This is a genomic window from Aeromonas sp. FDAARGOS 1402, assembly GCF_019046925.1.
Taxonomy (GTDB): domain Bacteria; phylum Pseudomonadota; class Gammaproteobacteria; order Enterobacterales; family Aeromonadaceae; genus Aeromonas; species Aeromonas caviae.
The window spans coordinates 2,199,648-2,225,409 of record NZ_CP077201.1 but is presented as its reverse complement, the minus strand read 5'-3'; the positions used below and the strand labels follow the sequence as shown (position 1 = coordinate 2,225,409).

Annotated in this window: 24 protein-coding genes; 13 read left to right on the top strand and 11 right to left on the bottom strand. The window is 60.6% G+C overall.

Annotation, left to right across the window (positions count from 1 at the left end; translation table 11 throughout):
* The first annotated feature begins 48 nt into the window (after positions 1–48).
* The 3 genes from I6L32_RS10685 to I6L32_RS10675 all read left to right on the top strand — a co-directional run bounded on the left by I6L32_RS10685 (position 49) and on the right by I6L32_RS10675 (position 3,381).
* Positions 49–396 (top strand): hypothetical protein, encoded by a 348-nt coding sequence (locus tag I6L32_RS10685; protein WP_210600807.1) that lies wholly within the window; start codon positions 49–51, stop codon positions 394–396.
* 145 nt (positions 397–541) lie between these two features.
* A complete protein-coding gene (locus I6L32_RS10680) occupies positions 542–1,498 on the top strand; it encodes a S9 family peptidase (protein ID WP_216945060.1) in 957 nt (318 codons plus the stop codon).
* A gap of 431 nt (positions 1,499–1,929) precedes the next feature.
* Positions 1,930–3,381, top strand: coding sequence for an AAA family ATPase (locus tag I6L32_RS10675; RefSeq protein ID WP_216945059.1), 1,452 nt, complete (start codon positions 1,930–1,932; stop codon positions 3,379–3,381).
* 80 nt (positions 3,382–3,461) lie between these two features.
* Here the strand turns inward: I6L32_RS10675 and cysC are convergent, their stop codons facing one another.
* The 5 genes from cysC to cysG form a co-directional block, all read right to left on the bottom strand.
* Positions 3,462–4,055, bottom strand: a complete 594-nt coding sequence (gene cysC / locus I6L32_RS10670; RefSeq protein WP_210599736.1) for an adenylyl-sulfate kinase — start codon at positions 4,053–4,055, stop codon at positions 3,462–3,464.
* Positions 4,056–4,292: 237 nt separating this feature from the next.
* Entirely contained in the window at positions 4,293–6,017 is a 1,725-nt protein-coding gene (locus I6L32_RS10665) for an SLC13 family permease (protein WP_128296049.1), read from the bottom strand.
* Between the two features lie 4 nt (positions 6,018–6,021).
* A complete protein-coding gene (gene cysN / locus I6L32_RS10660; RefSeq protein WP_128296050.1) occupies positions 6,022–7,449 on the bottom strand; it encodes a sulfate adenylyltransferase subunit CysN in 1,428 nt (475 codons plus the stop codon).
* 23 nt (positions 7,450–7,472) lie between these two features.
* A complete protein-coding gene (cysD, locus tag I6L32_RS10655) occupies positions 7,473–8,441 on the bottom strand; it encodes a sulfate adenylyltransferase subunit CysD (protein ID WP_052224733.1) in 969 nt (322 codons plus the stop codon).
* 104 nt (positions 8,442–8,545) lie between these two features.
* On the bottom strand, positions 8,546–9,970 hold the full coding sequence (cysG, locus tag I6L32_RS10650) for a siroheme synthase CysG (RefSeq protein ID WP_216945058.1): 1,425 nt from the start codon (positions 9,968–9,970) through the stop codon (positions 8,546–8,548).
* A 197-nt stretch (positions 9,971–10,167) separates the two neighbouring features.
* Between cysG and I6L32_RS10645 the strand changes: the two genes are divergently transcribed.
* The gene (locus I6L32_RS10645) at positions 10,168–11,091 is read left to right on the top strand and encodes an SPFH domain-containing protein (protein ID WP_216945057.1); all 924 of its coding nucleotides are present in this window, start codon (positions 10,168–10,170) and stop codon (positions 11,089–11,091) included.
* Positions 11,088–11,543, top strand: a complete 456-nt coding sequence (locus I6L32_RS10640) for an NfeD family protein (protein WP_010675601.1) — start codon at positions 11,088–11,090, stop codon at positions 11,541–11,543. Before I6L32_RS10645 ends, I6L32_RS10640 begins: the two co-directional genes overlap by 4 nt.
* Before the next feature lie 80 nt (positions 11,544–11,623).
* On the opposite strand, the gene I6L32_RS10635 is transcribed toward I6L32_RS10640, so the two are convergent.
* The 3 genes from I6L32_RS10635 to I6L32_RS10625 form a co-directional block, all read right to left on the bottom strand.
* Positions 11,624–11,869 (bottom strand): hypothetical protein, encoded by a 246-nt coding sequence (locus I6L32_RS10635; RefSeq protein ID WP_010675602.1) that lies wholly within the window; start codon positions 11,867–11,869, stop codon positions 11,624–11,626.
* Between the two features lie 306 nt (positions 11,870–12,175).
* Positions 12,176–13,225: an oxidoreductase gene (locus I6L32_RS10630; RefSeq protein ID WP_041213888.1), complete on the bottom strand. Its 1,050-nt coding sequence runs from the start codon at positions 13,223–13,225 to the stop codon at positions 12,176–12,178.
* A 102-nt stretch (positions 13,226–13,327) separates the two neighbouring features.
* Entirely contained in the window at positions 13,328–14,491 is a 1,164-nt protein-coding gene (locus I6L32_RS10625) for a multidrug effflux MFS transporter (RefSeq protein WP_039040832.1), read from the bottom strand.
* 234 nt (positions 14,492–14,725) lie between these two features.
* Between I6L32_RS10625 and rdgB the strand changes: the two genes are divergently transcribed.
* Positions 14,726–15,322: an RdgB/HAM1 family non-canonical purine NTP pyrophosphatase gene (rdgB, locus tag I6L32_RS10620; RefSeq protein WP_010675605.1), complete on the top strand. Its 597-nt coding sequence runs from the start codon at positions 14,726–14,728 to the stop codon at positions 15,320–15,322.
* A 132-nt stretch (positions 15,323–15,454) separates the two neighbouring features.
* Positions 15,455–16,600, top strand: coding sequence for a radical SAM family heme chaperone HemW (gene hemW / locus I6L32_RS10615; RefSeq protein ID WP_216945056.1), 1,146 nt, complete (start codon positions 15,455–15,457; stop codon positions 16,598–16,600).
* A gap of 221 nt (positions 16,601–16,821) precedes the next feature.
* Here hemW and I6L32_RS10610 read toward each other — a convergent pair whose 3' ends face one another.
* The 3 genes from I6L32_RS10610 to zntR form a co-directional block, all read right to left on the bottom strand.
* Positions 16,822–17,040 (bottom strand): alternative ribosome-rescue factor A, encoded by a 219-nt coding sequence (locus I6L32_RS10610; RefSeq protein WP_201926482.1) that lies wholly within the window; start codon positions 17,038–17,040, stop codon positions 16,822–16,824.
* A gap of 107 nt (positions 17,041–17,147) precedes the next feature.
* Positions 17,148–17,684, bottom strand: coding sequence for a dihydrofolate reductase family protein (locus I6L32_RS10605; RefSeq protein WP_216945055.1), 537 nt, complete (start codon positions 17,682–17,684; stop codon positions 17,148–17,150).
* Positions 17,674–18,111, bottom strand: coding sequence for a Zn(2+)-responsive transcriptional regulator (zntR, locus tag I6L32_RS10600; protein ID WP_216945054.1), 438 nt, complete (start codon positions 18,109–18,111; stop codon positions 17,674–17,676). The genes I6L32_RS10605 and zntR overlap by 11 nt, the downstream gene beginning before the upstream one ends.
* Before the next feature lie 432 nt (positions 18,112–18,543).
* Here zntR and purH point away from each other — a divergent pair, with 432 nt between their 5' ends.
* The 6 genes from purH to I6L32_RS10570 all read left to right on the top strand — a co-directional run bounded on the left by purH (position 18,544) and on the right by I6L32_RS10570 (position 25,679).
* Positions 18,544–20,136 (top strand): bifunctional phosphoribosylaminoimidazolecarboxamide formyltransferase/IMP cyclohydrolase, encoded by a 1,593-nt coding sequence (purH, locus tag I6L32_RS10595; protein WP_216945053.1) that lies wholly within the window; start codon positions 18,544–18,546, stop codon positions 20,134–20,136.
* 104 nt (positions 20,137–20,240) lie between these two features.
* Positions 20,241–21,530, top strand: a complete 1,290-nt coding sequence (gene purD, locus I6L32_RS10590) for a phosphoribosylamine--glycine ligase (RefSeq protein WP_069651882.1) — start codon at positions 20,241–20,243, stop codon at positions 21,528–21,530.
* Positions 21,531–21,609: 79 nt separating this feature from the next.
* Entirely contained in the window at positions 21,610–21,876 is a 267-nt protein-coding gene (locus I6L32_RS10585) for a hypothetical protein (protein WP_152610201.1), read from the top strand.
* A 60-nt stretch (positions 21,877–21,936) separates the two neighbouring features.
* Positions 21,937–22,311 carry a cytochrome b562 gene (locus tag I6L32_RS10580; protein WP_010675612.1) on the top strand — a complete coding sequence of 125 codons (375 nt, stop codon included), beginning with the start codon at positions 21,937–21,939 and terminating at the stop codon, positions 22,309–22,311.
* Entirely contained in the window at positions 22,292–22,846 is a 555-nt protein-coding gene (locus I6L32_RS10575; protein WP_201890299.1) for a cytochrome b/b6 domain-containing protein, read from the top strand. The genes I6L32_RS10580 and I6L32_RS10575 overlap by 20 nt, the downstream gene beginning before the upstream one ends.
* A gap of 256 nt (positions 22,847–23,102) precedes the next feature.
* On the top strand, positions 23,103–25,679 hold the full coding sequence (locus I6L32_RS10570; protein WP_216945052.1) for an alpha amylase C-terminal domain-containing protein: 2,577 nt from the start codon (positions 23,103–23,105) through the stop codon (positions 25,677–25,679).
* Positions 25,680–25,762 lie beyond the last annotated feature (83 nt).

Genomic DNA, 25,762 nt, shown 5'->3' with positions numbered 1-25,762 from the left:
ATATGTTATCAGCCCCTTGATGGGCATTACTATTCACAAGGACGTGTCATGAAAAAATCCTCTATTGGTGCTGTTTTTTTACTTAGTTCAAGTGCGCTAGCCAACCCATATAAAAGTGAATTTGTTGATGTGGCATTTCAAATACAAGAAGGAAAAAATACATTTCAACTGGTCTGTCAACCCAAGCTCACCATGGGGGAGCTGCCCAAAAAATGGGTTGATACGTGCAATCAGATTGGCAAGAAGTTTTTGGAGTTGGCTGTCGAAAGCGGAATAAAGGTCGACCCCATTGACAACGCGTTTGGTTTGGCTGGTGAACTTGCTCAAAAAATGTCGAGTGACTTGCCAGAGAATGTTGTCCCCACACAAATTATTAGCCGTGAATTTGGTGGTTAATCACTGATAACAGGGTGCGAGAACCAATAAAAGCCGGGCTGGGGCGGTTTTCACTACGCTTCCTCAGCCCTTTTTCCATTCAAGAGGAATGAAGGTTTCAGCACTTATTAACGTACTGCCTCTATCATGACTCTCAGGGAATAATATGCAAGTCCGCGCAATATCTTTACTCTTGCTCATTTTTTCCTGCTCGGTAAGCGCAACAGCGATCATGACTCGCACAGTTAGCAGAGATGATGGTTCGTTTATTTCCTATTATCTTGTCCAACATGCCCATGACACAGATACACTGCTGTTGATCCTGCAAGGCTCTGATTGCAATAGCGTGCTTAACATAGACTCCATACTCACCGAGTATAAAAATGTCTGGCCAGAAGCTGATGTGTTGCTAATCGAAAAGTACGGCATCAATCGCAAGTTAAAATACAGTACCGACCCGGCACGCAAGGACTGCCCTGCTCAATACCTTGAAAAGGACAATCCTGCGCAGCGAGTCGCGGATATCAACACTGTGCTCGATATCGTTCGAAAAGACGGGCAATACAAAAAGCTCATCCAATTGGGCGGCAGTGAAGGTGCCGTTATCGCCAACCTGGTGAGCGCAGATATTGACTCTATCGATGCCACCATCGCCTTTAATGGCGGTGGCCGCTGGTTTATCGATGACGTTTCACACAGCATCGAGGTAAAGCATAAAAACCCCGAAGCGGCGAGAAAAGAGGTCGATGACTTTAAAGAGTTTGCCGAGCATGTTCTTCACAGCAAACCCTTTGAGCTTGAGGTGAGCGGACATGGTTATCATTGGTGGCAGCAGATGCTCTCCCTCGATCAGCTTGATACCCTGCAAAACGTAAAATCTCCTTTGCTGATCGTTCAGGGAGGGAGAGACACGTCGGTATCACCGCAAAAAACAGATGAATTGTGGCAGCGCCTTAAAGACCTAGGGAAAAACAATATTGAATATCGGCGTTACGAAAAACTCGATCATGGATTGAAGGACAGTGACGGGAAAAACCTGCGTAAAGAGGTCGTTAGCGATATGAATATGTGGTTAAAGTCGAAGCTAGGTAACCCAACCAATAACCCAGCGTCAGCTGATTGAGGTAGGATGGAGCTGGCGGGTCAATCTCCGCTTTAGACTAACGACAAGCAGTTAATTAATTTACCTCTCGTCGGAGTTATCCATGAGCCAGACCGGAGCCATATCGCAGGGAAAGCGCAGCAAGCTAGAGGCTGGAATTCAGGGGCGGTAGCGTTGCCTGATGAAACCGGCACACGAGTGGCTACACGCTAGGTATTACTCAAAATGGTGATAGTCCTTATTTTATTATCTATGTTTTTCTCTGCGGAAAGGTATAGCGAAAAGAATAATCCAAGCGAGTAAGTCACTATATCAGAGATAGTCGAATAAGATTATAATTTAAATTAATACTTCTATTTATTGAGCAGAGTTTCATGGAAGGCTAGATTGTCAAATCCGTACCGCTTTCCATCTAATTACCAGTATATTCACATACAAACCAAGAGTTATATATGATACGAGATACTTTAGACATCGGTGAAGTAAGAGCTAATAACCTAAAAAGTATAAATATACTACTAGGGAGAAATGGTGCCGGTAAAAGTAGGTTTCTTCGAGCAATAGACCAATACTTTATGGGAAACAGTGAGTTTAACGTGAGGTATATAAGCCCAGAGCGCGCAGGTGTTTTCAAGCGAGATGGAAACATTATGACCAACATGGAAAGTGATCCAAACTGGATTGGCTATGCGCGAAGAATGAATCAAGCTGCTAACTTTAAGGCAGCTTCTGCAAACCTACTTAGGGAGGTTGAAACAGCATATTTAAGAAAACTGCAGGACAACCCTGAAATAAGGCTTAATCAAACTAAGAACTTTCGCACAGAGCGATTAGACTCTATTAACAGATTACTTTCAAATCTGGAAATTTGCCAGGAGGGCTCGAACTTTGTATTTAGAAATATTAATGGTGAAGAAGTTCAGCCAGATCAAATCAGTAGCGGAGAGTCTGAATCGGTTTCTCTCGCAGTCGAAATGATGTATTTCTTTGATAATCTTAAAGAAGAGAAGTTCAATCTACTATTATTGGATGAGCCTGATGTTCACTTGCACCCAGATCTCCAAGCCAGGCTAGCAACGTTTTTAATAAATTTAGTAGAAGGGCTAAATGAAGTAAGAAGAAAAAATGTGGCAGTTATTCTCGCAACTCATAGCACTCCCCTAATATGTTCTCTTTCTCAGTCAGAATACACATCAATTGGCACTAAAGAATTCAATTCAAATAATGTTTCATTTGTTGAAATAAGTAATCAACTAAAGAAAATCGCACCATTTTTCGGACATCCTCTGTCATTAAGTCTAAGTCAAGACGTCATGCTAATTCTTGAGGGGGAAGATGATGAAAGGGTATGGCAGCAAGCATCTCGAAGTTCACAAGGAAGATTAAAAATCTTTCCTGTCATTGCTAGCTCGGTGAACCAGCAAACGGAACTAGAGAAATTTACAGCAGATCTAATTGATAGTCTTTATGATGAACCAAAAGCATTTTCTCTTCGTGATGGCGATGGAGTTTCAGGACCACTGACCAATATCAAATCGGTGATTAGATATCGACTTCAATGTTATGCGATCGAGAACTTATTACTTTCAGACCAATGCCTTTCTGTATTAGGTAAAACTTGGGAAGAGTTTAAATACACTGCTACATCTTGGCTAAAAGAAAATGAAAAACACAAAGATAGCGAGAAGATTCAGGAATTAATAGTCTCACCAACTCGGCTTGTAAATACTAAGATAAAAACAATCCGACAGTTAATCTGTGCTATTTGCGGAAGCGGAAAACCGTGGGAGGTTGTTGTTGGTCAGTCCATCGGCTCTCTTGACATTTCTAATCTTCCCGATGGAGATTTTGATCTTCCAAAACTTATTGGCCGAGATGCAACTCTCGCACTATTAGGTGAATAAACATAGTTAGAACGCAATAAGTAGGAGGGGGGAAATGCCCCCCCCTCCCTTATATCACTGCTCTGTATGAACAACCGACCTTAGTCAATCAACACCCGCAACCTTAGCGCAGTCAGCAACTCCTCCACCAGCGCATCCACCGGTTTACCGGCATTCAGCAGATGGATTTCCGGCTGCTCCGGTGCCTCGTAGGCCGAATCGATACCGGTAAAGTTGCGAATTTCCCCCGCTCGCGCCTTCTTGTAGAGCCCCTTGGGGTCGCGCTCTTCACAGACGGCGAGCGGCGCATCCACAAACACCTCGACAAACTCCCCTTCACCCACAAGATTGCGCACCAGTTGCCGCTCGGCACGGAACGGCGAGATAAAGGCAGTGAGCACGATAAGGCCCGCATCCACCATCAGTTTTGCCACTTCGCCGACCCGGCGGATATTCTCCTGGCGGGCGGCGTCATCGAAGCCGAGATCGCCACAGAGGCCGTGGCGCACATTGTCCCCATCCAGCAGATAGGTGTGCTTGCCCGAGGCGGCCAGCGCCTGCTCCAGCGCCCCCGCCAGGGTGGACTTGCCCGCCCCGGAGAGCCCGGTAAACCAGATCACCAGCGGCTTTTGCCCCTTCTGCTCGGCCCGGCTCTGTTTGTCGACGGCATGGGCATGCCACACGATATTGCTCATCCAACACTCCTTGATTGGCGCTCACGCCTCAATACTGAAAACTGTCCGCTACCGCGGGGAGTCGCCTCGCACCATGAGGCGGCAAGGTACTGATGCCCTGATATTGCGCATGCAACCCCCCCTGATTGGCGCTCACGCCTGGATGCCAGTGCCCTGGCACTCCCCTGTGTAATAAGCAGCCTTGATAAAAGCCGCGTTAACATAAGCAGCCCTTAACACATCCCCCGGTATCAGACCTTAAAACGGAAACAGCAGGGGTACCATGACGATCACCCCGATGCTGTAGGCCAGGGAGACCGGCAGGGCCAGCTTGAGATAATCCGGCATCTTGTAGTTGCCCGCCGCATAGACCATCAGGTTGGTCTGGTAGCCGTAGGGCAGGATAAAGCTGGAACTCGCCCCGAACAGCACCGCCAGAATGAACGGCATGGTGGAGACGTCCATGCTGAGCGCCAGCTGGAATCCCATGGGGAAGGCCAGGGCCGCCGCCGCGTTGTTGCTCATCAGCTCCGTCAGCACCAGGGTAAACAGATAGATCCCCACGAAGGCGATAAAGGGACTGGCCCCGTTGAACTCCCCCATCAGCCAGTCGGCGATGAGCTTGGCCAGACCGCTCTTCTCCAGCTGATCGGCGATGGCGAGGGCCCCGCCCACCACCAGCCAGATATCCAGCGGAAAGCGGCGGCGGATCTCGTCCAGGGTCAGGATGCGGGAGAAGAGCAGCACCACCAACATCACCAGCAGCCCCTTGAAGAGCGGCACCAGATCGAGCACCGACAGGGTCAGCACCCCGAGGAACCCCGCCACCACGGCGGCGCTGCGTGTGGCATCAAGCCGGGTGGAGGCCTCCAGCCCGCTCACCACCACGAACTCGCGGGAGAGGGACTTGTTGCTGGCAAACTTGGGGCCGGGGGCCAGCAGCAGGGTGTCCCCCGCATGCAATTCAATCTGGCCGAGGCCGCCGGTGAGCTGGGTCTCGCCCCGGCGCACCGCCAGCACCACCGCATCGAAGTGGGTGCGAAACTCCGCATCCTTGATGGTCTGACCCACCAGGCGCGAGCTGTGGCTGACGATCACCTCCACCAGGTGCTGGCCGTTGAGGCGGTGCTGGCCGTAGAGATCCAGCCCTTTGAGCTCCTGCAACACGCCGACGCTCTCCACGTCGCCACAGAACAGCAGCATGTCCCCCTCGTGCAGCTCGTGTTCCGGCTGCACCGGGCAGATCACCTGGTTGCCCCGGATGATCTCGGCGAGATAAAGGCTTTTCAGGCTGCGCAGGCCGTTCTCCTTGACGCTGCGCCCGGCCATCGGCGAGCCGGGGCCCACCTTGGCCTCGAGAAAATAGCCGGATTCCCGGCTCATCTCGGTGTCCTGCTCCGGCAGGTGGCGGGCAAACAGCAGCACGGCGATGAGGCCGGTCAGCAGGGTCCCCGCCCCCACCATGAAGAAGTCGAACATGCCGAGCGGCTTGGCCCCCATCTTGATGAGGAAGCTGTTGACGATGAGGTTGGTGGAGGTGCCGATCAGGGTCAGCACGCCGCCAAAGGTCGCCGCGAAGCACATGGGCAACAGCAGCCGGGAGGGCGCATGGTTGGGGTTGCGCTTGACCGCCCCCAGCATGGACGCCACCACGGCGGTGTTGTTGACGAACGCCGACAGGAAGGCGGTGGAAAACCACACCTTCACCAGCACCTTGTTGAAGGAGCCGGTGCCCACCAGGTTGGCAAACCAGCTCATGACCCGGGTCTTCTCCACCGCGAGCGACACCAGCAGCAACAGCACCAGGGTCAGCAGGGCGCTGTTGGTGTAGCCCGCCACCACGGCGTTAATGTCCGCCAGGCCGCTCAGATAGGTGATGAGCACGGCGCCCGAGAAGAGCAGCGCCGGCCGGAGTTTGCCCTGGATCAGCAGGGCGACGAGGGCAGCCAGCAGACCCAGCACCAGGGATTGTTGCCAGGTCATGGGCTTACTCCTTGCCGGAATCGTTGCTGATGGTCAGCGCCTGCCAGTGGGGGAAGTGCTTGCGCACCAGGGCGTTGAGCTCGACTTCGAACTCGCTGTATTGCCCTGCCACCGCCTTGGCCGCCAGCCCTTCCACTATCATGCCCGCGCCCACGGTGACGTTGGTCAGCCGGTCGATGAGGATGAAGCTGCCGGTGTCGCGGATCTCCTGGTAGGGGTCGAACGCCACCGGGTCGGTCAGGCTGAATTCACACAGGCCGATCTCGTTGAGCTTGAGCTCGGAGGCGGGCAGCTCGTCGAGCTTGTTGATCTCGATGCGGTGGCGGATGGCCTCCACCTGGCCACGGCTCTTCTTGGTGGCCAGCTTGACGTCATAGACCCGGCCCGGTTGCAGGGACTCTTCCCCCATCCAGACGATGTGAGCCAGCACGTTCTGGGTCACCTGGGGCTTGTTCGCCGCGTCCACCAGCAGGTCGCCCCGGCTGATGTCGATTTCATCCGCGAAGGTGACCGTGATGGCCTGACCCGGCAGGGCGTACTCCAGATCCCCGTCGAAGGTGACGATGCGGGTCACCGTGCTCTCTTTGCCGGACGGCAGCACGGCAAGCTTGTCGCCCACCCGCAGGATGCCGGAGGCGAGCGTGCCAGCGAAGCCGCGAAAATCGAGGTTGGGGCGGTTCACGTACTGCACCGGCAGGCGCACCGGGTGACGCTCCAGCTCGCGCTCCACTTCGGCAGACTCCAGCAAGGAGAGCAGGGTCTCGCCCTGGTACCAGGCCAGCTTGTCGCTCGGGTTCACCACGTTGTCGCCGTCCAGGGCCGAGACCGGCACGATGTGGATGGTGTTGACGCTGAGTTTCTTGGCGAATTCGCGGTACTCCAAGCTGATGCGATCGAACACCTCCTGGCTGAACTCCACCAGGTCCATCTTGTTCACTGCCACCACGAACTGCTTGATGCCGAGCAGGCTCGCGATAAAGCTGTGGCGGCGGGTCTGATCCAGCACCCCTTTGCGGGCGTCGATCAGGATGATGGCCAGATCGCAGGTGGAGGCGCCGGTGGCCATGTTGCGGGTGTACTGCTCATGGCCCGGGGTGTCCGAGATGATGAATTTGCGCTTGGCGGTGGAGAAATAGCGGTAGGCCACGTCGATGGTGATGCCCTGCTCGCGCTCCGCCTGCAGGCCGTCCACCAGCAGGGCCAGGTCCAGCTTCTCGCCGGTGGTGCCGAGCTTCTGGCTGTCGGACTCCAGCGCTTTGAGCTGATCTTCATAGATCTGCTGGGAGTCGTGCAGCAGGCGGCCGATGAGGGTGCTCTTGCCGTCGTCCACGCTGCCGCAGGTGAGAAAACGAAGCAGGCTCTTGTGCTGCTGGGCGTGCAGGTAGGCTTCAATGCCCTGTTCGCTGATGGCGGTCTGAATGTGGTTGTTCATGTTGCGATTCCTTAGAACATTTTTTAGAAATAGCCCTGACGCTTCTTCTGCTCCATGGAGCCGGCCTGATCGTGGTCGATGAGCCGCCCTTGCCGCTCGCTCGAGGTGGTGATCAGCATCTCTTCGATGATCTCCGGCAGGGTGGTGGCATTGGATTCGATGGCCCCGGTCAGCGGGTAGCAGCCGAGGGTACGGAAGCGCACCAGCTCCTGCTTCACTTCGTCTTCCGGGCCGATGGGCATGCGATCGTCATCCACCATGATCTTGATGCCGCCGCGATCCACCACGGGGCGCATGGCCGCGAAGTAGAGCGGGACTATGTCGATGTTCTCGAGATAGATGTATTGCCAGATGTCCAGCTCGGTCCAGTTGGAGAGCGGGAAGACACGGATGCTCTCCCCCTTGTTGACCTGGCTGTTGTAGACGCGCCACAGCTCCGGGCGCTGGTTCTTCGGATCCCAGCGGTGGGACTTGTCACGGAAGGAGTAGACGCGCTCCTTGGCGCGGGATTTCTCCTCGTCGCGACGGGCACCACCGAAGGCGGCGTCGAAGCCGTATTTGTTGAGCGCCTGCTTGAGCCCCTCGGTCTTCATGATGTCGGTGTGCTTGCTGCTGCCGTGCACGAAGGGGTTGATGTCCATGGCCAGACCATCCGGGTTCTTGTGGACGATGAGATCCAGCCCGAACTTTTTGGCGGTCTCGTCCCGGAACTTGATCATCTCCTTGAACTTCCAGTTGGTGTCCACGTGGAGCAGGGGGAAGGGGATCTTGCCCGGGTAGAAGGCCTTGCGGGCCAGGTGCAGCATGACGGAGGAGTCCTTGCCGATGGAGTACATCATCACCGGGTTTTCAAATTCGGCGGCCACCTCGCGGATGATATGGATGCTCTCGGCTTCCAGTTGCTGCAGGTGAGTCAGTCGCTCGCGGGTGACACCTGCACGGATGCTCTGTGCATCGGATGGCTGCAGTTGGGTCAGTCTTTCACGGTCCATGTCTGGGTCCTCGGTTCATTGCTATCGCACCTGTTCGGGGCGCGGTGTTGGTTCAGTTCGGTGCCGCCTTGGCCGCACCGTCAAATCGATTCGGGTCTCGCCTCTCAGGTCAGGCTCACCAGCTTGAGCTCGTGGCCGCTTTCTGCCTCCTGCCCTTGCCCCTGTTCGCCAAACCAGGCGAGTTGCTGGCGCAGGGCCACCACTTCACCGATGACGATAAGCGACGGGCTCACCGCCTGCTGGGCCAGCTCGGCCAGATCCGCCAGGGTGCCGGTCAGCACCCGCTGACGGGCCGTGGTGCCCCGCTCGATGATGGCGATAGGGGTGGCGGCGCGTCGGCCATGGCTCACCAGTTGCTGCTGGATATGCTCGGAGCGCATCAGCCCCATGTAGATGACCAGGGTCTGGTTGGTGGCCGCAAGCTGCTGCCAGTCGGGCTCCTTGCCCTCCTTCTGGCAGTGGCCGGTGATGAAGACGGCGCTCTGGGCATGGTCGCGGTGGGTGAGCGGAATGCCCGCATAGGCGGTGGCACCGGCGGCGGCGGTGATGCCGGGCACCACGGAGAAGGGAATGCCCTCCTCGGCCAGCACTTCCAGCTCCTCGCCACCACGGCCGAACATGAAGGGATCGCCCCCTTTGAGGCGCACCACCCGGTTGCCCGCTTTGGCGTATTCCACCAAGAGGCGATTGGTCTCTTCCTGGGGCACGCTGTGGGCCCCCGCCTTCTTGCCGACCGACACCAGGGTGGCGTCGCGGCGCACCAGGTCCAGGATCTCGGGGGAGACCAGCTGGTCATAGAGCACCACTTCGGCCTGCTGGATCTGTTGCAGCGCCTTGAGGGTCAGCAGGCCAGGATCCCCTGGGCCCGCCCCCACCAAGACCACTTCCCCCACCTCGGTCTGGGCCTTGTCCAGCCCCTCATTGAGCCACTGCTCGGCCCCTTGCCAATCGGCTTTCTCAATCAGACCGGCCAGGGTGTTGGAGGCAAAGGCGCGCTCCCAGAAGCGGCGGCGATCGGAGAGGGAGGCCAGCACCTGCTTGGCCCGGCTGCGCACCCGGCCGGAGAGCTCCGCCAGACCGCCGAGGTGGCGGGGCAGCAAGCTCTCGAGCCGCTCGCGCAACAGACGCACCAGCACGGGGGCCTTGCCGCCGCTGGAGACGGCCACCACGATGGGGCTGCGATCGATGATGGAGGGGAAGATAAAGCTGGAGCGCTCGGGGTCATCCACCAGGTTGACGAACAGACCGCGCTCGGTGGCGCTCTGGTAGACCAGGGCGTTGACCTCGAGATCGTCGGTCGCGGCCACCACCAGGATCTGTCCTGCCAGGTGGGCCGGGTCGAAACGCGCCGCCACATGGGTGAAGCGACCGGCAAATTCATGGAATTCGGGCTCGAGCGCGGGAGAGACCAGGGTGATCCGGGCACCTGCCGCCAGCAGCAGGCGCGCCTTGCGCAGGGCAACCTCGCCCCCGCCCACCAGCAGTACCGGGCGGCCTTCCAACCTGGCAAACATAGGTAAATAATCCATCAGGGCCCGCTCCTCGGCATCGCGACATCTGGGGCGACTATAGGCAGGAGCGCTTATCCCTCAAAATAATAAAAAATGCTCTTTAATGCGTTTTGGTAATTAGTAAAGCCGTGTGGCGGCAATAGAGAAGCGAATCTGCTTGTGGTGGATGGCACCAGACCCTAGGCTAGTGAAAGTGTTTCATAAGGAGCTTAATCATGAATGAGTCATTGATTGTATTGGGGATCTTCATATTCCTGGTACTCGCCACCCTGAGTGCCGGCATCAAGATAGTGCCCCAGGGTTACAACTGGACCGTGGAGCGCTTCGGCCGCTACACCCGCACCCTCTCCCCGGGCCTCAACCTGCTGATCCCCTACATCGACCGCATCGGCCACAAGATCATCATGATGGAGCAGGTGCTGGACATCCCGGCCCAGGAGGTGATCTCCCGGGACAACGCCAACGTCACCATCGACGCCATCAGCTTCGTGCAGGTGGTGGATGCCCGCAAGGCGGGCTACGAGGTCAACGATCTCACCAGCGCCATCCGCAATCTCACCATGACCAACATGCGGACCGTGCTCGGCGCCATGGAGCTGGACGAGATGCTCTCCCAGCGCGACACCATCAACGAGAAGCTGCTGCGCACCATGGATGCGGCCACCGCCCCCTGGGGCATCAAGGTGACCCGGATCGAGATCAAGGATGTGCGCCCGCCGCTCGCCCTGGTGGAAGCCATGAACGCCCAGATGAAGGCCGAGCGGCAGAAGCGGGCCGAGGTACTGGAAGCCGAAGGGGTGCGCCAGTCCAAGATCTTGAAAGCGGAAGGGGAGAAGCAGTCCCAGATCCTGAAAGCCGAGGGGGAACGTCAGGCCGCCTTCCTCGCCGCCGAGGCGCGGGAGCGTGCCGCCGAGGCGGAAGCCAAGGCGACCCATATGGTCTCGAAAGCTATAGCGGAAGGGGATATGCAGGCCATCAACTACTTCGTGGCCCAGAAATACACAGAGGCGCTGGCCCGCATAGGCGAGGGCCCCAACAGCAAGATCATCATGATGCCGCTGGAGGCGGGCAGCCTGATCGGCTCGGTGGCCGGCATGGCCGAGCTGTTCAACAAAGATGGCAAGGTCGGCAAGTCATGACAGCCCTGTTCGAGGGGCTGACCCACTGGCACTGGCTGGGGCTCGGCTTCGTGCTGCTGGCCATCGAGGTGATGGGGTCGGTAGGCTTTCTGCTCTGGACCGGCATCGCCGCCCTGGAGGTGGGACTCTTGCTGCTGGTCTGGCCCTTCGGCTGGCAGGCGCAGTTGCTGCTCTTCGCCCTGCAATCCCTGCTCACCACCTGGGCCTGGTGGCGCTGGCAGCATCGCCGGGATCGCTCCGGGCTGGATGCCGCAGCTCCCATCAACGAGCGGATGCAAAGCTACATGGGCCGCGAGCTGACCCTGCTGGACGAGGTCAGCCAGGGGATGAGCCGGGTGCATCTGGACGACACCGTCTGGACGGTGCGCTGCAACGCGCCGCTGCCGGCCGGCAGCCGGGTCAAGGTGGTGGGGGCCGACTCCCACATCCTGCTGGTGGAACCCCTCGGCTGACCGGGCAACGCCCAGCCATGGCCATAAAAAAACGGGCCCGGCGCGAGTGCGCCGGGCCCATTTTTCAATGAGGTGCTGGCTTAGTTGGCCTTGGCATCGCTCACGGCAGCTTCAGCCTTGGTGGCCACGTCAGCGGCAGCCTTCTCGACAGTAGCGGAAGCTTCGGAAGCAGCCTTCTCGACGGTAGCAGACGCTTCGCTAGCGGCTTTCTCGACAGTGGCAGCAACGTCTGCGGCCGGGGTCGCAGCCGGAGCGGCAGCTTCTTCTTTCTGACCACAGGCGGTCAACATCAGACCCAGGATACCGGCTACCAGTACTTTGTTCATGTGCATACCCTCAAAAAAAGATGGAGAGATGGTGCAGGGACCATCACTGTACGCCCCGGCTCCTGTCGGCACACCGGCCGCTGGAGCCCGAAGGCGCGCGAAATATATCCCCATATGCGGCCGATGAAAACGCGTATCACAATGATATTTTCTCGTTGGCATGATAAGAAACACTGCTGCAACGACAAATATTAATATAAAACACCCATTCATCACCAGATTCGCACAACAAATCGCCAATTACCTGACGATTGCCAGTCAGCCATTGTCTTTCTGTCAGGCTCTCGGCGCTGCCGGATTACGCCGTCAGTCAGACAGCTTCTGACAAGGCAGGCGCCGCCCCTGCTGGTCGCTCTCCCGGGCCAGGTCCAGCAAGGCCATCACCGCCAGGGCCTCGTCGGCCGGCACCGGGTTCTCCCCCTCTCCCCGGATGGCGGCGCAGACACCGCGATAGTAGGCGCCGTAGTCCCCCGCTTCGCCAGCCACGGTCTGCTGCACGAGCTGACCGTCCCGGATCTGGCTGAGCTGGCCGGGGGCGGGATCCACGCCCCAGTCCGCCGCCGGAGGCCGCTTGCCCTCCTTGAGCTGCTCCTCCTGCACGTCCATGCCGAACTTGATGAAGGAGCCCTGACTGCCGTGCACCACGAAGCGGGGCATCACGGCCGACACCAGACAACTGCCGTGCAGAATGACCCGCATCTCGCCGTAACCCAGCACCACATGGAAGTAGTCGTCCGCCAGGGCCCCGGGGCGCTGCTTGCCCAGATCCGCCTGCAACCAGTCCGGCTGACCGAACAGCTGGAGCGACTGATCCAAGATATGAGGGCCGAGATCGAACCAGAGACCGGAGCCCGGGCCGCCCGCCTCGCGCCAGCGCTGGCGCACCTCGGGGCGATAACGGTCGAAGTGGGATTCGAACTGGGCGACTTGCCCCAGCGCCCCCTCCGCCAGCAGACGGCGCACCGTGAGGAAATCCCCGTCCCAGCGCCGGTTGTGGAAGATGCTGAGCAGCCGCTGCTGCTTCTCCGCCAACTCGACCAGCGCCTTCGCTTCGGCCAGATCCAGGGCGAACGGCTTGTCGATCACCACGTGCTTGCCCGCCAGCAGGGCCTCGCGAGCGATGGGGGCATGGGTGTCGTTGGGGGTGGCGATCACCACCAGATCGAGGCTGTCATCGGCCAGCACCTGCTCCAGGGTGCCGACCCGGGTGCCGGGCAACGCGGCCTGTACCTTGGCGGCATCCCGGCTCACCACCCAGCGCAGGGTCAGGCCCGGGGTCGTGGCCAGGAAGGGGGCGTGAAAGGTCTGTCCTGCGAAGCCGTATCCCACCAGGGCGGCGTTGATTGTGTGGCTCATCCGGTTTTCTCCACGGGTCTGTGATCATGCGAGGCAGGCGGGTCGCCTGAAAAAGAGAAGGGGGCTCAAGGCCCCCTGAGTGTGCTCATCAGAGCACAGGATTTATTGCAAACACAAGCGCCGGCCCTGGCGGGTCATCAGCATCACCAGCGGGGGCAGCAGCAGCCACATGTGCAGGGCCAGCTGGCTCAGGGGATCCGGCATCAGCCAACCGGTGATCCCCACCAGGGCGCCGGAGCCGCTCATCTGGAACAGGCCGAGCAGGGCGGCCGCAGTGCCGGCGCAGTGGCCGAAGGGGGCCAGCGCCATACCGGCGGCGGCGCCCAGGATCATCGCAAAGCCGATGCTGGAGAGGAACACCGGGCCCATCATGGCCAGCGGGTGCGGGATGTGCATGGCCAGGGTCAGGGTGATGGCGGAGAGCAGCAGCACCAGCAGGCCGATACGCAGGGTCCGTCTTGGCCCTACCCGGGCGATGAAGCGCGGGGCCAGGAAGCAGGCCAGGATGTTGAGTGCCGCATTGGCGGTGAACCAGTGGCTGAAGCCACTCATGTCCAGCCCCAGGGTCACCATCAGTTGTACCGGTGCCGCCGTCACGTAGGCGAGGATCACCGCCATCGCCAGCATGCACAGCGCCGCGTTGAACAGGAAGCTCGGGGAGCGCAGCACCGGGCTGTAGCGGGACCAGCTGATGAGCGGGCCAGCACTGCTGGTCTCCTCAGGGCGGGTTTCCGGCATCCGCCACAGCAGCCAGCTGCCGACCACGACGGCGTAACCCGCCATGAACCAGAAGTTCGCCGACCAGCCCGCCTTGGCGGTGAGCCAGCCACCCAGCAGGGGCGCCAGTGCGGGGATAAAGCAGATCGCACCGTTCAGATAGGAGATCATCTGACCGCTCTTCTTGGGGCCATAGCTGTCACGGACCACCGAGAAGGCGGCCACCGAGGTGGCGCAGGCCCCGAAGCCTTGCAGCACTCGCGCCAGCATCAGCTCGCCCAGGCTGGCAGCAAAGCCGGCTGCCAGGGCGCTCAGGCCGTAGAGCAGCACGCCCCCCAGGGCAATGGGTTTGCGCCCGTAGCGATCGGCGAGCGGCCCCACCAGCAGTTGCCCCAGCCCCATGCTGAACAGGAACCAGGTGATGGTGCCCTGCATCAGGGTCACTTCGGCCCCCAGCTGCTCGGCCATCTGGGGGATGGCAGGCAGATAGATGTCGATGGCCAGCGGGCTGAACAACACCAGGAGTACAAGCAAAAGAATCAATGGCATCAGTCACCTCAAGCCCTAGGAATATCGATTGGGCCGCGAGTCTACTGACTCAGAGTAATGAATTGAAATGGTATTTAATCACTTCGGTTATTCCCTGCTGGAAACATGTATCTCTTCTACCTCTCAGGGGGTGGAACCCGGATCCCCCGTTGGCACCGGATCCCGGGCAATTGGCGCTTTTACTAAACCCCTCCCCCGCATAGAATGCGCAGATTATTTTTGCGGAGGTGTGTGATGAACAAGCTTGTCCTGGCAACAGGGAACCAGAAAAAGGTGAAGGAATTGGCCGCCATGCTGGCCGATATGAAGATCCAGGTGATCCCGCAGAGCGAGTTTGCAGTCTCCGATGCCGACGAGACCGGCACCACCTTCGTCGAGAATGCCATCATCAAGGCCCGCCACGCCGCCCGCGTCACCGGCCTGCCCGCCGTGGCCGACGACTCCGGTCTGGAAGTGGATCTGCTGCACGGCCGCCCCGGCGTCTACTCCGCCCGTTTTGCCGGTGCCGGTGCCAGCGACAAGGAGAACATCGACAAGCTGCTGGCCGAGCTCAAGGGCGCGCCGGATTACCTGAAAAGCGCCCGCTTCTGGTGCGTGCTGGTCTACATGCGCCACGCCGACGATCCCACCCCCATTATCTGCCAGGCCAGCTGGGAAGGGATGATCATCGACGAACCCCGCGGCCAGCACGGCTTTGGCTACGACCCCGTGTTCTTCGTCCCCGACCACGACTGCACCTCGGCCCAGATGCCGGCGGAACTCAAGAACCAGCTCAGCCACCGTGGCCAGGCCCTGGCCAAGCTCAAAGCGGCCCTGGCGGCGGTCAACTAAAGCGCTGTCTCCCGCCGCGTTGTCATCTACAATGGGGGCCGTCGGCCCCCGTTTCGTTCGCGGCGCCCCGCCCGTTGTCACCGGCAACCAGGGCCACCCGACCCCATTTGATTGTTGAATACTGGAAATCCCATGCTGCAACTGCCGCCCCTCTCCCTCTATATCCACGTGCCCTGGTGCGTCCAGAAGTGCCCCTACTGCGACTTCAACTCCCACGCCCAGAAGGGGGAGCTGCCCCACCTCGAGTACGTGGCGGCCCTGCTGGAGGATCTGGAGCAGGATCTGCACTGGGCCCAGGGGCGCCCCCTCTCCTCCATCTTTATCGGTGGCGGCACGCCGAGCCTGCTCTCCGTCAACGCCATGCAGGCGCTGCTGGACGGGGTGCGCGCACGCATCGAACTCACCGCAGACTGCGAGATTACCATGGAGGCCAACCCGGGCACGGTGGAGGCGGACAAGTTCGCCGGCTTCCAGCGGGCCGGTATCAACCGCATCTCCATCGGGGTACAGAGCTTCCAGCAGGAGAAATTGACCCGGCTCGGCCGCATCCACGGCCCCGAGGAGGCGCGCAAGGCCGCCGAACTGGCCCACGCCATCGCGCTTCCCACCTTCAACCTGGATCTGATGCACGGCCTGCCGGATCAGAGCCTGGACGATGCGCTCTACGACCTGCAGCAGGCCATCGACTGCGCGCCGCCGCACCTCTCCTGGTATCAGCTCACCATAGAGCCGAACACGGCATTCGCCTCCAAGCCCCCCACATTGCCGGAAGATGACACCCTGTGGGACATCTACGAGCAGGGCCACGCCATGCTGACCGCCCAGGGCTATCAGCAGTACGAGATCTCGGCCTATGCCAAAGAGGGGTATCAGTGCCGCCATAACCTCAACTACTGGCGCTTTGGCGACTATCTGGGGATCGGCTGCGGCGCCCACGGCAAGGTGACGGATCTCGCGAGCCAGCAGATCCTGCGCACCGCCAAGGTGAAGCATCCGAAAGGTTATCTGGATCAGAGCCGCCCCTATCTGGACAGCCAATGGCAGGTGAGCGCGGACGATTTGCCCCTGGAATACTTCATGAACCGGTTCAGATTGTTTGAACCCGCCCCCAAGGCGGAGTTCGAGGCCTTCACGGGGCTACCGCTGGAGCGGGTAGAGACCATGCTCGCCATCGCCCGGACCAAGGAGCTTGTCGAGGATCTTGGCGACAGCTGGCAGCTCACCCCCCTCGGCCATCGCTATCTCAATGTGCTGCTCGAACTCTTTATGGACGAGTGAAAACTTGTTCACGATCTTGCTGCGAAGCCGTGATCAAGGTTCATGCACTGCTCGGAATCCTCACGTATGTCTATACGCTCCGGTTCCTGCGCTGCTCTTCACCTTGCTGACAGCTTCTCGCGACAGGTCGTGAGCCAGTTTTGTAAAACCGTGTTTCTACATAACAATCAGGGCGCCCATGGGCGCCCTGATTGTTTTCGTTACAAGGGGTAGAAACCCGCTCAACAGCAGACGCATTGCATCCGCTGTTGGCCGGGCTCCCACCGCTTGCCGTGCTTGGCCTTGCGTTGATAGCTGCCCTTGCCCTTCTTGCTCGGCTCGACCCGGGCCTGGAACAGGGGGGAGGTCACCAGTGCCTTGAGGTGGTTGTCCTGAATGATGCCGCGCTGATGTTCGCAGGCGGGTTCGGCGGTGACACAGGTCACCTTCTTCTTGGCCATATGGGCTCCTTGATGGGGTTGTCGTGTTTGCCTATCGTCCCTGCCTGGAAGGGCAGGTGGCGAAAAACGCGCCGATTGTGCGCCTCTTGCCTCCCCCGTGCAAGCTGTCAGGCGGGGTGATAGATAACCCGCACCAGGCCGCTTGGCAGCACGGCGCTCGACACCGGTCTCAACCCTGCGGGGAGAGGCCCGGTAAAGAGCGGGATCCCGCCCCCCAGGGTGACCGGTACCCAGAACAGGGTCAGCTCGTCCACCAGGGCCCCCTGCAGACCCTGCCTCACCAGCTCCCCGCCATCCAGATAGAGGTGACGGCTTCCTCCCTGCCACAACTCGTCCAGCACCTGCGCCAGCGCCCCCTGCCTGAACGCGACTCGAGGACGGGGGTCGGCGGGCCTGTGGGTCAGTACCACCAGCGGCTTGTCCCCGTAGGGCCACTCGGGAAAGGCGCTCACGATATCGTAGGTGTTGCGCCCCATCAGCAGGGTGTCCGCGCTCGCCATCAGGGCGCTGTAGCCGGTCTCCTCCGGCCCGTCGCCACCATAGGGGGCCAGCCATGCCAGATCGCCCCCCTCCCCGGCGATGAAACCGTCGAGGGAGAGGGCGAGAAAGGCGGAGACCCGGGGCCGACGCAGCTCAGAGCTCATGGTCGTGGTGCTCGTGGCGGGAAGGGGCGCCGGACTCCAGGGTCTCGAGGATGGCGCAGTGCTCCGCCGAGCGCGGGCCGCCGCAGCAGATGTCGGAGAGGGCCTTCAGGTTCTCGCGAAAACGGGTCAGCTCCAGGAGCTTCTGCTCCACCTGTTCGAGCTTGGTGTCGGCCACCGCCTTCACCTCCTGGCAGGTGACCTTGGCCTTGTTGGTGTCGAGGGCGAGCAGCTCGCCGATGTCCGCGAGGGAGAAGCCCACCGACTTGGCGCGGATGATGAACTCCAGCCGCCGCTTGTCCTGCTCCCCGTAGAGGCGATAGCCGGATTCGTTGCGAATGCCCGGCGAGATGAGGCCGTTCTTCTCGTAAAAGCGCAGGGTGTCGGCCTTCACCCCGCACGCCTTGGCCAGTTCACCGATCCGATACATGGTCCTCTCCCCCCGCATGACATTCCCGACATGGTACTCAATATAAACCGGCCTCCACTATCACCTCTTTGCCCGGCGATTGCCAGTCAAAGGCAGGAAAGCAGCAGCTAACCCCTCACTTGCCGGCCATTTATCCCCAAAACACTGAAAAGACAAACGTTTCACAAAAATTCACCAGAAAACGTTTAACGCCGCATCCCACAAGGGTTTGTCTCTTTAAAAAATCCACCACAGGTCACATTTTTTGTGTAGAATACGCGCCCACAAGAGAGCGTCGCGTCAAGCGGGCATTTCCTAAAACGCTTTTGCCAACGGCCGCCCCGGGCGAGAGTGGTTTGCGAAATCCCCCACTTCCATTTATTTGGGGACTCTCTGTGTGTTGAGCCTCGCCTCCCATGGAACGGTCCCCGTTATGCTGAGGACGATAGTGTGATGGAACAAGCTCGACCCATTCGCCGTGCACTGCTGAGTGTGTCTGACAAGACTGGCATCCTGGAATTTGCCAAGGCACTCGACGCGCGTGGTGTGGCCCTGCTCTCCACCGGTGGTACCGCCAAGCTGCTGGCCGATGCGGGCCTGCCGGTGACCGAGGTGTCCGACTACACCGGATTCCCCGAGATGATGGATGGCCGGGTCAAGACCCTGCATCCCAAGGTCCACGGCGGCATTCTCGGCCGGCGCGAGCAAGACGACGCCATCATGGCCCAGCACGCTATCTCCCCCATCGACATGGTCGTGGTCAACCTCTATCCCTTCGCCGCGACCGTCGCCAAGCCCGGCTGCACCCTGGCCGATGCGGTCGAGAACATCGACATCGGCGGCCCGACCATGGTTCGCTCCGCCGCCAAGAACCACAAAGATGTGGCCATCGTGGTCAAGGCTGCCGACTATGACCGCGTCATCCGCGAGATGGATGGCAACCGCAACAGCCTGAAACTGGCCACCCGTTTCGATCTGGCCATTGCCGCCTTCGAGCACACCGCCGCCTACGACGGCATGATCGCCAACTACTTCGGCACCATGGTTCCCTCTTACGGTGACAACAAGGAGGGTGACGAGGAGTCCCGCTTCCCGCGCACCTTCAACAGCCAGTTCATCAAGAAACAAGACATGCGCTACGGCGAGAACAGCCACCAGGCCGCCGCCTTCTATGCCGAGGAGCAGGCCGCACCAGGTTCGGTGGCCAGCGCCATCCAGCTGCAGGGCAAGGCCCTCTCCTACAACAACATCGCCGACACCGACGCGGCGCTGGAGTGCGTCAAGGAGTTCGACCAGCCGGCCTGCGTCATCGTCAAGCACGCCAACCCGTGTGGTGTGGCCATTGGCAGCGACCTGCTGAGCGCCTACGAGCGCGCCTGGCAGACCGACCCCACCTCCGCGTTTGGCGGCATCATCGCCTTCAACCGTGAACTGGATGGTGCCACCGCCAAGGCCATCGTCGAGCGCCAGTTCGTCGAGGTGATCATCGCCCCCACCGTCAGCCAGGCGGCCCGCGAGGCGGTCGCCGCCAAGCAGAACGTGCGCCTGCTGGAATGCGGCCAGTGGACTGCCCCGGCGCAAGGCTTTGACTTCAAGCGCGTCAACGGCGGCCTGCTGGTACAGGAGCGCGATCTGGGCATGGTGACGCTCGGGGATCTGACCGTGGTCAGCCAGCGTCAACCCACCGAGGCCGAGCTGCAGGATCTGCTGTTCTGCTGGAAGGTCGCCAAGTTCGTCAAATCCAACGCCATCGTCTACGCCAAGAACGGCCAGACCATCGGTGTGGGCGCCGGCCAGATGAGCCGCGTCTACTCTGCCAAGATCGCCGGCATCAAGGCCGAGGATGAAGGGCTGACCGTGGCGGGCTCCGTCATGGCCTCCGACGCCTTCTTCCCGTTCCGCGACGGCATCGATGCCGCCGCTGCCGCGGGCATCTCCTGCGTCATCCAGCCAGGTGGCTCGATGCGCGACCAGGAGGTGATCGACGCCGCCAACGAACACGGCATGTGCATGGTGTTCACCAACATGCGTCATTTCCGTCACTGACAGCCCAGGGCCGCCGATGGCGGCCCTGCCTCTTTAGCACCGGATCCTTTCCACTGGCAGTGCCACCGCAGCGCCAGTGAACTCAGACAGAAGCGAGCGAGACGATGAAAGTACTGATCATTGGCAACGGCGGCCGTGAACACGCCCTGGCCTGGAAGGCCAAACACTCCCCCCTGGTGACCCAGGTCTTCGTGGCACCGGGCAATGCGGGCACCCAGCTTGAGCCGGGCATCGAGAACGTCGCCATCCAGGCCACCGACATCGAGGGCCTGCTGGCCTTCGCCAAGGCGAACCAGGTCGGCCTCACCATCGTCGGACCGGAAGCCCCCCTGGTGAAAGGGGTGGTCGATGCCTTCCGCGCCGCCGATCAGACCATCTTCGGCCCGACCGCCGCCGCCGCCCAGCTGGAAGGCTCCAAGGCCTTCACCAAGGACTTCCTGGCCCGCCACGCCATTCCCACCGCCGATTACCAGAACTTCACCGAGGTGGAGCCGGCGCTGGCCTATCTGCGCGAGAAGGGCGCCCCCATCGTCATCAAGGCCGACGGTCTGGCCGCCGGCAAAGGGGTGATCGTCGCCATGACCCTCGACGAGGCGGAAGCGGCGGTGCGTGACATGCTCTCCGGCAATGCCTTCGGCGATGCCGGCGCCCGGGTGGTGATCGAGGAGTTTCTGGACGGGGAAGAGGCGAGCTTCATCGTGATGGTGGACGGCGAGCACGTGCTGCCCATGGCCACCAGCCAGGATCACAAGCGCGCCTTCGACGGCGACACCGGCCCCAACACCGGCGGCATGGGGGCTTACTCCCCGGCGCCCGTGGTGACCGACGAAGTGCACCAGCGCGTGATGGAACGGGTGATCATGCCGACCGTGCGCGGCATGGCGGCCGAGGGCAACGTCTACACCGGCTTCCTCTACGCCGGCCTGATGATCGATGCCGAGGGCAACCCCAAGGTGATCGAGTTCAACTGCCGCTTCGGCGACCCCGAAACCCAGCCCATCATGCTGCGGATGCAGTCCGATCTGGTGGATCTCTGCCTCGCCGCCTGCGCCGGCCAGCTGGATCAGAAGGAAGCCGTCTATGACCCCCGTGCCGCCATCGGCGTGGTGCTGGCGGCGGGTGGCTATCCCGGCGACTACACCAGCAACCACCCCATCAGCGGTCTGCCGGTGGACGAAGTGGCAGGGGAGAAGGTGTTCCATGCAGGCACCCGCCTGGAAGGACACACCAGCCTGACCCAGGGTGGCCGCGTGCTGTGCGCCACCGCCCTCGGCCACACGGTGCAGGAAGCCCAGCAGCGGGCCTATGCCCTGGCTGGTCGCATCCAGTGGGACGGCATCTTCTATCGCAAGGACATCGGTTGGCGTGCCATCGAGCGCGAGCAGGCCGAATAAGGGCCGGATCCCGATCACTCAAAGGGCCTGCGGGCCCTTTTTTTGTTGCACGGCGTCTGTGCGGGCAGTGGAATCGTCCATGGGTGGTGGCTTTCAAAAACAAAAACACCTGAAAAACTCACCTGACTTTAAAAAACCGATGTGTGATAAAAAATGGCAGCATGATTCACTGCCTGCGGACCCCTTCCCGGGCCAGATGCGCGCCCTTGTATCCCCTGCCGGAGGCGAGATCCGGTGGCCGTTCTCTTTCGGCTACATTCCCACAGCAATCCCCTGCACAATTCGTCACAATTGGTCGCACTTTCTTCATACAATGATCGCCCTTTCATGGCATCATGATGCGTGAAACCGCACTCAAATGAGTGCTATAACAACCTGCAATCTCGTCGTCTCATAAGGAAATCCCATGCTGAAAACTGTGCGTCCCCTGCTGCTGCCCCTGATGTTCGGCCTGATGGCCCTGCCTGCCATGGCCGGCGATCTGGAGCAGCCGATGAAGAAGATCGGCTTCAACTACAAGCAGGCCGTCAAGGCCGACGACGCGGCCACCATGGAGAAATACATCAAGGAGATGAAGGCCCAGCTGGACGTCGCCAAGGGCAAGAACATGCCCGCCGCCAAGAAGGAGAAGTTCCTGGAAGGCATGACCGAAGTGCAGACCGAGCTGGATGCCAGCCTGGCAGCCCTCCAGGCCGGTGACGAAGCCAAGGCGCGCGAGCACCTGGCCAAGGTCAACGACCTGAAGAAGGAGTACCACAACTATGCCAAGCAGAAAGGCTGATCCCTTCCACTGGGATCCTCTGGTGCGCCTCACCCACTGGGGTGTGGCGGCCATCTGTATCGGCAACCTCTGGCTCAACGAGGCGGGCGAGGAGTGGCACGAGCGGATGGGATACGCCGTCATGGTGCTCATCGGCATACGCCTGCTGTGGGGGCTCACCTTCGCTCGCGGCCACGCCCGCCTGCGTGCCCTCATCCCGAGCCGGGCGGATTTTCGCCATCAGGCCGACGCCCTGCGCGAACGGACCCCGCCCACCCCTGGCCATCACGGCAGCGGCAAGCTGGCGGTCTGGGCACTCTGGCTGCTGGTACTCGCCACCGCAGGGACCGGCTGGTTCCAGAACACCGAGACCGGCTTCGATCTGGGGGCGGACGACTGGCACGAGTGGTGCACCTGGGCACTCCAGGGCATGATCGCCCTGCACCTGTGCGCCATCGCCTACACCTCCTGGCGCCAGCGCAGCAACCTGGTCACCCGCATGCTGCCAGGGCGTCGTGCCCGGGCCAGTGCCGGGCAGCAGGAACCCAACGTCTGAACGTTCACGGGGCCCCTGTTCATCCCCTTCGCTACCCGCTTGACGGGATCTCGCACCGATCTGCTCCCCTCTGCATCCTCCTGCTGCCACCGACTGGCATGAAAGCATTTTCATTCACATTTCTTAATTAATTCAGCTTGTTCGATTTTCAACCACATCGATTTCATGAATGCTACGGAGCTGAACGAGGTTGTTTGTTGTCCGTTCGACTACACGACAGTGATACGTCAATAACAAGATCGAAGGGAAAATCGTCATGCACAACACACTGTTTCGAACCGCCCTGCTGGCGGCGGCACTCGGCTCTTTCAGCCACACTGCCAGCGCCGAAGGGGTCATGGTTCACCTGTTCCAATGGAAATTCAACGACATCGCCAACGAGTGCGAGACCGTGCTCGGGCCCAAGGGGTTCGGTGGCGTCCAGATCACCCCACCCGCCGAGCACAAGCAGGGCAGCCAGGTCTGGTGGACCGTCTATCAACCGGTCAGCTTCAAGAATTTCAACAGCTTCGGCGGTAGCGAGGCAGAGCTCAGAAGCATGATCGCCCGCTGCAACGCGGCCGGGGTCAAGGTCTATGCCGACGCTGTCTTCAACCAGCTGGCATCGGGTTCGGGCACCGCCACCGGCGGCGGCAGCTACAACTCGGGGCAATACCAATATCCCCAGTTCGGCTACAACGACTTCCATCACAGCGGCGACATCACCAACTACGGTGACAGCAACAACGTCTGGAACGGCGCCCTCTACGGTATGCCGGACCTCAACACCGGCTCATCCTACGTCCAGGATCAGATCGCCACCTACATGAAGACCCTGCTCGGCTGGGGCGTGGCGGGCTTTCGCATCGATGCGGCCAAGCACATGGCGCCGGCCGATGTGAAGGCCATCCTCGACAAGGCGGGCAGCCCCAGGGCCTACCTGGAGGTGATCGGCGCAGGCGGGGAGTCCCCCGACATCCAGCCGGGCCGCTACACCTATATCGACACCGTCACCGACTTCAAATACGGCACCGATCTCGCCGCCAACTTCAACGGCCAGATCAAGAACCTCAAGACCCTGGGCGAGAGCTGGGGCCTGCTCCCCTCCAACAAGGCCTTCGTCTTCGTGGTCAACCACGACCGCGAACGCGGCCACGGCGGTGGCGGCATGCTCACCTTCATGAGCGGTGCCCGCTACGATCTGGCCAACACCTTCATGATGGCCTGGCCCTATGGCTGGAAACAGGTGATGTCGGGCTATCGCTTCGAAAACATGGGCACCTATGAAACCGACAAGGGGGCGCCGGGTAGCACGCCCTGCACGGACAGCCAGTGGAACTGCGAACAGCGCCGACCGACCATCATGAACATGGCCCTGTTCCACAACCGGACCGAAGGCCAGCCCGTCAGCAACTGGTGGGACAACGGCAACAACCAGATCGCCTTCAGCCGCGGTAACAAGGGCTTCGTCGCCATCAACAACGAAAGCGGCAGCCTGGTGGCCTCGGTGCAGACCGGTCTGCCGGCCGGCGAGTACTGCAACCTCCTGGGGGGCAATGACTACTGCAGCGGCGGTTATGTCACCGTCGACGGCAGCGGCAAGGCCAGCCTGAACGTCCCCGGCATGAAGGCGGCCGCCATCATCGCCGGTTGCACCAAGGCCAGCCCCTGCGGCGGTTCCGTCCTGCCGGGCAACAAGTTCAGCAGCATGAACCTGCGCGGCACCCACAACGCCTGGGGCAACACCCCCATGACCGTCGATGCCAACCGTGTCTGGTCCGCCACCCTCACCCTGACCGGCAACGGTGACGCCACCGGTGCCCAGCGCTTCAAGTTCGACGTCTTCGGCAACTGGGCCGAGAACTACGGCGACAACGAAGGGGATGGCATCGCCGACAAGGGCAGCAGCAAGGATATCCTGGTCAGCGGGGTGGGCACCTACCGCATCACCCTGAGCGAGAGCGATCTGCGCTACACGGTCACACCCCTCACCAGCAACCAGGCACCGGTCGCTACCCTCTCCCCCAAAACCCTCAGCGTCAAGGCGGGGGAGAGCGTGGTGTTCGACGCCTCCGCTTCCAGCGATGACGGCGGCGTGGTGAGCTACAGCTGGTCCAGCGGGGGCACCGCCGCCACGGAGACAGTCCGGTTCGATACCCCGGGTACCCATACCGTGACGGTCACCGTGACCGATGCGGAAGGGTTGACCGCCAGTGCCAGCGCCACCGTGACCGTCACCGATGACAACGGCACCTACGCCAGCGTATTGCCCACCCTGAACTTCCGCGGCACCCCCAATGCCTGGGGCTCCCTTGCCATGACACTGGTCGCCGACAATCAGTGGGAAGCCCTGGTCACCTTCAACGGTCAGACCAACCAGCGCTTCAAGTTCGACGTCAAGGGGGACTGGACCCAGAACTACGGCGACACCAACAAGGACGGCGTGGCCGAACTGACCGGCAGTGACATCCTCACCCCGGTCATCGGCCAGTACCGGGTACGTTTCAACGATCAGACCCTGCAATACAGCCTGACTCCGGTGAGCGTCATCTATGCCAAGAATGTCGCCAGCCTCAACATTCGCGGCACCACCAACAACTGGGGCACCACCCCCATGTCCCTGGTCGGGGATCACCTCTGGCAGGCCAGCGTCACCTTCACCGGCAGCGGTGATGGCAACGGCAGCCAGCGCTTCAAGTTCGACGTCAAGGGGGACTGGACCCAGAACTACGGCGACACCAACAAGGATGGCGTGGCCGAGCTGGCCGGGGCAGACATCACCACGGCAGTGGTCGGTGCCTATGTGGTGCGCTTCAACGACCAGACCCTGGCCTACAGCCTGAGCGCCCAGTAGGGCTGGACACACGCCAGGGCCATTGCGCCCCGGCGCCGAACCAGGCCTCCCGCCATCGGCGGGAGGCCTTTTTCATGGCCCCA